The sequence below is a fragment of the Streptomyces colwelliae genome, assembly GCF_048158785.1.
Classification (GTDB): domain Bacteria; phylum Actinomycetota; class Actinomycetes; order Streptomycetales; family Streptomycetaceae; genus Streptomyces.
Genome location: NZ_JBLTJC010000483.1, coordinates 1 through 6,870 on the forward strand (window position 1 = coordinate 1; position 6,870 = coordinate 6,870).

7 protein-coding genes are annotated in these 6,870 nt (G+C 70.2%); 3 read left to right on the top strand and 4 right to left on the bottom strand.

Going from position 1 to position 6,870, the window contains the following annotated elements; all coding sequences use genetic code 11:
• Nucleotides 1-265: 265 nt before the first annotated feature.
• Together ACNFOC_RS48390 and ACNFOC_RS48395 are read left to right on the top strand one after the other, a co-directional pair.
• Complete coding sequence (locus ACNFOC_RS48390) at nt 266-2,221, top strand: APC family permease (protein ID WP_416965375.1); 1,956 nt, start codon at nt 266-268, stop codon at nt 2,219-2,221.
• A gap of 148 nt (nt 2,222-2,369) precedes the next feature.
• Nucleotides 2,370-2,891 carry a hypothetical protein gene (locus tag ACNFOC_RS48395; protein WP_416965376.1) on the top strand — a complete coding sequence of 174 codons (522 nt, stop codon included), beginning with the start codon at nt 2,370-2,372 and terminating at the stop codon, nt 2,889-2,891.
• Here the strand turns inward: ACNFOC_RS48395 and ACNFOC_RS48400 are convergent.
• The gene (locus ACNFOC_RS48400) at nt 2,869-3,459 is read right to left on the bottom strand and encodes a DUF1707 SHOCT-like domain-containing protein (protein WP_416965377.1); all 591 of its coding nucleotides are present in this window, start codon (nt 3,457-3,459) and stop codon (nt 2,869-2,871) included. The genes ACNFOC_RS48395 and ACNFOC_RS48400 overlap by 23 nt on opposite strands.
• Nucleotides 3,460-3,557: 98 nt before the next feature.
• On the opposite strand from ACNFOC_RS48400, the gene ACNFOC_RS48405 reads away from it, so the two are divergent.
• A complete protein-coding gene (locus ACNFOC_RS48405; RefSeq protein WP_416965378.1) occupies nt 3,558-3,953 on the top strand; it encodes a TOBE domain-containing protein in 396 nt (131 codons plus the stop codon).
• 45 nt (nt 3,954-3,998) lie between these two features.
• Here the strand turns inward: ACNFOC_RS48405 and ACNFOC_RS48410 are convergent, their stop codons facing one another.
• From ACNFOC_RS48410 to ACNFOC_RS48420, 3 genes are all read right to left on the bottom strand, one after another.
• On the bottom strand, nt 3,999-5,159 hold the full coding sequence (locus tag ACNFOC_RS48410; protein ID WP_416965379.1) for an NAD-dependent formate dehydrogenase: 1,161 nt from the start codon (nt 5,157-5,159) through the stop codon (nt 3,999-4,001).
• Between the two features lie 104 nt (nt 5,160-5,263).
• The gene (locus ACNFOC_RS48415; protein WP_416965380.1) at nt 5,264-6,199 is read right to left on the bottom strand and encodes a LysR family transcriptional regulator; all 936 of its coding nucleotides are present in this window, start codon (nt 6,197-6,199) and stop codon (nt 5,264-5,266) included.
• 41 nt (nt 6,200-6,240) lie between these two features.
• Nucleotides 6,241-6,774, bottom strand: coding sequence for a PucR family transcriptional regulator (locus tag ACNFOC_RS48420; RefSeq protein WP_416965381.1), 534 nt, complete (start codon nt 6,772-6,774; stop codon nt 6,241-6,243).
• Nucleotides 6,775-6,870 lie beyond the last annotated feature (96 nt).

Sequence of the window (6,870 nt, forward strand, 5' to 3'; positions counted from 1 at the left end):
GCACGTCTCCCGCCCGCAGCGATCGGCTCGGCCCTGTCGTTGGTCTCGGCCGGGTCGTGGCTGAGCACGGGGTCCGTGCTGTCCGCGCAGTCGCGGTGGTCGGTGCTGTCGTGGCGGTCGACGCAACCCGGCCAGTCTTAACGCAAGATTGACGCCCAAGCCCCCCACATCCATGGGCCCACACGTCACTCTCCGCTTACGCTGGTGCCGCCGTCCGCGTGATGGCCAGAGACCACACGCTGACCCGCACCACAGGAGCACGCCGATGGCCACGACCGAACACCCTCCCAGTCGTATGCGCGCCTGGATGCTGGAGGGCCTGGCCGACATGGGCAAGGGCGGCCACCAGGTCGCGCAGACCGCCCCGGAACCGGAGCAGCACGTCCACCAGGGCCAGCGCTGGTGGCGGGTGATGTGCCTGACCGGCGTCGACTACTTCTCCACCCTCGGCTACCAGCCGGGCATCGCGGCCCTCGCGGCCGGACTGCTCTCCCCCGTCGCGACGATCGTGCTCGTGGTCGTCACCCTCGCCGGCGCCCTGCCCGTGTACCGCAGGGTCGCCGAGGAGAGCCCGCACGGCGAGGGTTCCATCGCGATGCTGGAGCGGCTGCTGTCGTTCTGGAAGGGCAAGCTGTTCGTCCTGACCCTGCTCGGGTTCGCGGCGACGGACTTCCTGATCACGATCACCCTGTCGGCGGCGGACGCCTCCACCCACCTCGTGGAGAACCCGCACCTGACGAGCATGCTGCACGACAAGCAGATGCTGATCACGCTCATCCTGGTCGCCCTGCTCGGCGCGGTGTTCCTGAAGGGCTTCCTGGAAGCGATCGGCGTCGCCGTGTACCTGGTCGCGGCCTACCTCAGCCTCAACGTCGTCGTCGTGATCGTCGGCATGTGGCACGTGGCCACCGAGGGACACGTCGTCACCGACTGGACCAGCGCCCTGACCACCGAGCACGGCAACGTCTTCGCGATGATCGGCGTGAGCCTGCTGGTCTTCCCCAAGCTCGCCCTCGGCCTCTCCGGCTTCGAGACCGGCGTGGCCGTCATGCCGCACGTCGAGGGCGACCCGGACGACACCCACGACAACCCCAAGGGCCGGATCCGCGACACCAAGAAGCTGCTGACGACCGCCGCGCTCATCATGAGCGTGTTCCTGATCGCCACCAGCTTCATCACCACCGTGCTGATCCCGGAGAAGGAGTTCAAGGCGGGCGGCCAGGCCAACGGCCGCGCGCTCGCCTATCTCGCGCACGAGTACCTGGGCAACGCCTTCGGCACGGTCTACGACCTCTCGACCATCGCCATCCTGTGGTTCGCCGGCGCCTCCGCTATGGCCGGCCTGCTCAACCTGATGCCGCGCTATCTCCCCCGCTACGGCATGGCCCCGCACTGGGCCCGCGCCGTCCGCCCGATGGTGATCGTCTTCACCCTGGTCGCGTTCCTGGTCACCTGGATCTTCGACGCCAGCGTCGACGCCCAGGGCGGCGCCTACGCCACCGGCGTCCTGGTCCTCATGTCCTCCGCCGCGATCGCGGTCACCATCGCGGCCCGCCGCGCCCAGCAGCGCAACTGGACCGTCGTCTTCGGCATCGTCTCCGCGGTCCTCCTCTACGTCACCGTCGTCAACGTCATCGAACGCCCCGACGGCGTGAAGATCGGCGCCTGCTTCATCGCCGGCATCATCCTGGTCTCCCTGCTGTCCCGGCTGGCCCGCGCCTTCGAACTCCGCGTGACGAGCGTGCAGTTGGACCCCATGGCGGAACGATTCATCCGCGACATGGCCAGCCGGAAGATCCGCTTCGTCGCCAACGAGCCCGACCGCCGCGACAAGGCCGAGTACCGGGACAAGATCGAGCAGATCCGCAACGACAACGACATCCCCGGCGAGGACTTCGTCTTCGTGGAGGTGACGGTCCTCGACGCCTCCGAGTTCGAGGCGGGCCTGACCGTACGCGGCGAGGTGCTGCACAACCGCTACCGGGTGCTGACCCTGGAGTCCTCCTCCATCCCCAACGCCCTGGCCGCGCTCCTCCTCCACGTCCGCGACACGACGGGCCGCACCCCGCACATCTACTTCGAGTGGACCGAGGGCAACCCCTTCGCCAACTTCCTCCGCTTCTTCCTCTTCGGCCAGGGCGAGGTCGCCCCGGTCACCCGCGAGGTCCTGCGCGAGGCGGAACCGGACCGTGCGCGGCGCCCGCGTGTACACACCGGCTGACCGGCACACCGCGCCCCCGCGCCGGCTGACCGTTCGTGGTCGCCCGAGCCGGCATCACCGTAAGAGAGACGACAAAATCCGGTCCCCGTGTGTAAGAGCCCCGTCAGCGGCCCTCGTGTCGCGGTCGCGGCGGCCTACCGTCGGCCTCATGCGGCACAGCACCCTCCCACCGGACCCGGCCGGCGACCGCCACTGGCGTGGCGACGCCCGGCTGGCGACGGGCTGCGCGCTCGGCTTCCTCGGCATGACCCTGCTGGTCGACTGGAACGCGGGAACCCTGACCCTGATCCGCGCCCTGCTGTGGTTCGCCCTGTCGGCGGCGCTCTTCGCCGTCCTGCTGCCGCACCGCGTCACCGCGGGCCCCGGCTGGCTCACCGTCGACAGCCCGCTGCTGCGGCGCACGGTGCACACGGACGCGCTGACCGTCGTACGGCAGTACGGCGACGTCTCCGCACGCCTGGTCCTGCGGGACGCGCACGGACACTGGCTGGAACTGGACCCCCGTGTCCTGGTCGCCAACCCCCTGCTCTGGCACGAACTCGACACAGGCATGCGGCACTCGACGGAACGCGGCACGCTGCGCCAGGGCACCGACGTCCGGCGTCACCTGGGCCATCTGATCGACGACGAGACCGCGCGCTCGGTCCTCAGGGCGTCGGGGATTTCCTGACCGCGCGCCGCGTCCGGCGCACCCGCACCTTCCCGAAGCCCAGTTGCCCGGCGATCTCGATCCGCAGCTCGACCGGAACCCCCGCGTCACCCTGCCCGCGCGTCTTGACCTTGCTGTAGTTGAGCACCAGGGAGTCGGTGTCCACCACGATGCCCGGCGGAAGCAGCAGCCGTAGCGAACCGAGGTGCATGTCCAGGTCGATGCGCAAGGTGTCCTGGGTGATCACGGCCTCGGTGAAGTCGAGGGTCACATCGCCCAGGCGCGACTGGATCTCCAGCCGGCGCGGCACCACCCAGCCGTCACCGCGCCGCGTCGAACCGCCGTTCTGCTCGATGCGGGCCACGTCCTTGACCTCGACCGGAGTCGTGCCCGCCACCACCGGAAGGTCGGCCGTCAGGACCGCCAACTCCCCCATCGTGCGGGCGGTCAGGGCCGCCTCGACGCGCTCGTCGAGTTCGTCGGCGGTCAGCCTGCCGTCGCCGGCCGCGCCGGTCAGCACGTCCACGACGCGGTCCCGGTCCGCATGCGAGGCCCGCAACCCGGTCGTGCCCGTCAGCTCACCCGACATACCCTCACCCCGATCGACGCCCTGACGCTATATCGCGTTATACCCCAGAGCCATCCCCCCGTCCACCGCTTACCGTTTCTGGCCCTAGGGTGGCGCGTATGCAGTCCTACACAATCGGCCAGGCGGCGCGGCTGCTCGGCGTGAGCCCGGACACCGCGCGCCGGTGGGCGGACGCGGGCCGGGTGACGACCCACCGTGACGAGGGCGGGCGCCGGCTCATCGACGGGGTCGCCCTGGCCGCGTTCTCGGTCGAGTTGGCGAAGGCGGGCGGTGTCGAGGAGGACCCCTCCTACACCTCGGTGCGCAACGCGTTCCCCGGCATCGTCACCGCGATCAAGCTCGGCGACGTCGCCGCCCAGGTCGACATCCAGGCCGGCCCGCACCGGCTGGTCTCCCTGCTGACCCGCGAGGCCGTCGAGGAACTCGGCCTGGAGGTGGGCATGGAGGCCACCGCCCGCGTGAAGTCGACGAACGTGCACATCGACCGCGTGTAATGCGGGCCATGGCCTCCGTCGGTCACGTGCCGGCCGAGTGCTCCGTCACTTGTTGACCGAGTAGGAGTGCGCGCCGGTACCCGCCAACGCGCCCCCGTCCACGATCAGATACTCGTCCCGGATCGGCCGCTCCGCGAAGAACGCCTCCAGGATCTCCCGGGTGCCCGCCGCGTACCGGGCCTGCGCCGACAGCGACGAACCGGAGATGTGGGGGGTCATCCCGTGGTGCGGCATGGTGCGCCACGGGTGGTCCGCCGGAGCGGGCTGCGGGAACCACACGTCACCGGCGTAACCCGCCAACTGCCCACTGCGCAGCGCCCGGTCGACGGCATCGCGGTCGACGATCTTCGCCCGCGCGGTGTTGATGAGATACGCGCCGCGCTTCATCTGCGCGAGCAGCTTGTCGCCGAACAGCCCCTCCGTCTCGGGGTGAAGCGGCGCGTTGATCGTCACGACGTCGCAGTGCGGCACCATGTCCTCGGCGCTCTCGTGCCAGGTCAGCCCCAACTCCCGTTCCACGTCCTCGGGCAGCCTGTGCCGATCGGTGTAGTGCAGCTTCACGTCGAAGGGCGCGAGCCGCCGCAGCACCGCGAGCCCGATCCGCCCGGCGGCGACCGTCCCGACGTGCATGCCTTCGAGGTCGTACGAACGGGCCACGCAGTCCGCGATGTTCCAGCCGCCGTCGAGCACGACCTGGTGGGACGGCAGGTAGTTGCGCACGAGGGACAGCGTCATCATCACGACGTGTTCGGCGACGCTGATGCTGTTGCAGTACGTCACCTCGGCGACCGTCACGCCGTGGGAGATCGCCGAGTCGAGGTCGACGTGGTCGGAGCCGATGCCGGCGGTGACCGCCAGTTTGAGGTTCTTGGCGGCGGCGATGCGCTCCGGGGTGAGGTACGCGGGCCAGAACGGCTGCGAGATCACGATGTCGGCGTCGACCAGTTCACGGTCGAAGACCGAGCCCTCGCCGTCCTTGTCGGAGGTGACGACGAGGGTGTGCCCGGCCGCCTCCAGGTAGGCGCGCAGGCCGAGTTCACCGGAGACACTGCCGAGCAGCTGGCCCGGGGTGAAGTCGACCGCCTCGGGGGTGGGGGTGGTCTGGCCGCCCGGGTAGTGGTCGATCACGGGCAGGTCGTCGCGGGCGTACGAGGTCGGGTAACCGTCTTTGGGGTCGTCGTACAGGACACAGAGAACCTTGGCCATGTCGCGGCTCCTCAACTCCGTTGTCGGAAGGTGCACTTCACGATCCTCGGGGTCGATCGCCCTGGTCAAAGCGAACGTTGCTATGCCGGCATAGCCCGCTCCTATCAGCGTGCGTCGCCGCCCAGATAGGTGTGCAGCAGTTCGTCGAGCGCGTCCCGTACGCCCGCCTCCCGGGCCACCTTCAACAGCGCCTCCGCCAGCACCGATTGGGGGTCGCTGCGGGCGACGACCAGTCCGACCCGGGGGCCGTGCGCGGGCCCCTTCAGCGGTACGACCCGCATCCCGTCCGGTACGTCGAACATGTGCAGCCACGCGTGCGAGATCACGCTGGACCAACGACCCCCGGGCAGCAGCGTGTAGAGCCCGGCGACGCTGTCCGACTCGATCGCCGGGGAGGCCGTCGCACCCTCGGCGGCGAAGCACTCGTCGATGATGCGGCGGTTGCGCATCCGGGAGTTGAGCAGGCAGAGGGGAAGCGTGGCCGCCTGGGCCCAACTGGCCTTGGTGACACCGGCGAGTGGCCCGTCGACGGGCGTCAGGAGGACGTACCGCTCCTCGTAGAGCGGGAAGCGGCGGACGTTGCGCAGGGTGTCGTCGTCCAGGTACGTCATCGCCGCGTCCAGCTCGAACTCGGCGAGCCCCTGGGTGATGCCGACGGACGACAGCGACTCCAGGGCGACCCGGGCCCGGGGATGCCGTACGCAGAACGGGGTGGTGAGGAGGGACGCGGCGGGCAGCGCGGTGGGGACCACGCCCAGCCGCAGCGTGCCGGTCAGTCCGCCCCGCAGCGCCGACAACTCCTGGTGCAGGGCGTCCTGTTCGGCCAGGATGCGGTGCGCCCAGGCCAGCACCACCTCACCCTCCGGGGTCAGCCCCTCGTACCGTCTGCCGCGCCGCACGATCGGCACGTCCAACTCGTGTTCCAGACGCCGGATCGCGGCCGACAACGAGGGCTGCGAGACGTAGCAGGCCGCCGCGGCGCGCGCGAAGTGCCGCTCACGGGCGAGCGCGACCAGGTACTCCAGCTGACGCAGCAGCACGCCCAACCTCCCCTGGACCGCCGGACCGTAGAACGTGCAGGTTAGGCGCTGTCCGCCCGGCACAACAGGGCCGCCCACAGGTCGAGGCGGTCGTAGAGGCGGGAGAGGTCACGGCCGGTGAAGTGCTCGATGCGCCCGATGCGGTAGTGCACGGAGTTGACGTGCAGATGCAGCGCCTCCGCCGTCCGCGCCCAGGAACCGTCACAGACCAGGAAGGTCTCCAGCGTCTCCAACAGGACGGCGTTGGACCGCAGTTCACCGAGAACGGTCCGGCTGTAGGCGGTACGGACCTCGGCCGGAACCCCGGTGAGCAACGCGTCGAGTCCGGTGAGCGACGAGGCATCGGTGAGCGCCGACCCGTCCACCGCGGCGGTGCTCCGTGCCGAGGCGAGCGCGTAACGAGCCTCCGCCAACGCTCCGTTGAGCTCCGTCGCGCCGACGACGGGCGCTCCGGTCCCGCCGTAGAGCGGCACGGCGGGTTCGGCCGCGGCGACCAGCGGCCACACCTCGTGCAGCGCGTCGGCCTCGCCCCCGACCACGACCGCGAACGCGGCCCCGTCCGGCAACCGCCCCACTCGGCGGCGGTGAGGTCACCGGCGACGGAGTCGACCAAGTCCACGAACCGCGCGCTGTACTCCCTGCGCTGTGACTGCGGCGTGGCTGATTCGTAC

Coding starts and splice junctions, on each gene's coding strand:
- ACNFOC_RS48395 (WP_416965376.1), top strand. CDS start 2,370: ATGCGGCACAGCACCCTCCCACCGGACCCGGCCGGCGACCGCCACTGG.
- ACNFOC_RS48410 (WP_416965379.1), bottom strand. CDS start 5,159: ATGGCCAAGGTTCTCTGTGTCCTGTACGACGACCCCAAAGACGGTTAC.
- ACNFOC_RS48390 (WP_416965375.1), top strand. CDS start 266: ATGGCCACGACCGAACACCCTCCCAGTCGTATGCGCGCCTGGATGCTG.
- ACNFOC_RS48400 (WP_416965377.1), bottom strand. CDS start 3,459: ATGTCGGGTGAGCTGACGGGCACGACCGGGTTGCGGGCCTCGCATGCG.
- ACNFOC_RS48405 (WP_416965378.1), top strand. CDS start 3,558: ATGCAGTCCTACACAATCGGCCAGGCGGCGCGGCTGCTCGGCGTGAGC.